Below are 538 nucleotides of genomic sequence, written 5' to 3'. Positions count from 1 at the left end.
GTGTTCTGCAAGATCGATTACTACGACCCTACGCTGCAGCAGCACTCCGTTGATGCGGCCAACCCTGTACTGACCCACCGCGTGATGACGGTGATGTTGGCCGCAGAGTACTAAACCCTTTTACTCACACCGATAGCCCGGACTGGCATTGCCAGCCCGGGCTTTATGCTTTTGGAGGTTTCTATGCGTGAACGCTACGGCCAGGCCAAGCGCCTGGCATCCACCCTCAATCTGCCGCGTGAACAATGGCTGCAGCTGCGCCAGCTGGGCATTGGTTCGTCCGATGCGGCAGCTGCCGTTGGGCTGTCTCCTTATAAGAGTGCGCTGTCACTCTGGCTGGAAAAAACCGGTCGCAAACCGGCCGAAGACCTATCGGATAAAACCCCGGTGTTCTGGGGCACCATGCTGGAACCGGTACTCGCCACCGTGTACGCCGAGCAAACCGGGCGCAAGGTACGGCGGGTGAATGCGGTACTGCAAAGCCCGCAGCACCAGCACATGCTGGCCAACTTGGACCGCGAAGTACGTTGCGGGCGCG

General features: G+C 59.9%; 2 protein-coding genes. Both read left to right on the top strand.

Annotation, left to right across the window (positions count from 1 at the left end; all coding sequences use genetic code 11):
• Window positions 1-114: a DUF3768 domain-containing protein gene (locus ACZ9XP_RS17805; RefSeq protein WP_465188948.1), complete on the top strand. Its 114-nt coding sequence runs from the start codon at window positions 1-3 to the stop codon at window positions 112-114.
• 69 nt (window positions 115-183) lie between these two features.
• On the top strand, window positions 184-538 hold a 355-nt coding region (locus tag ACZ9XP_RS17800; protein WP_465188949.1), incomplete at its 3' end, for a lambda-exonuclease family protein.

The sequence above is a fragment of the Vogesella perlucida genome (genome assembly GCF_979366545.1).
The sequence above is the reverse complement of the archived record's forward strand: the minus strand, read 5'-3'. Positions and strand labels throughout refer to the sequence as shown.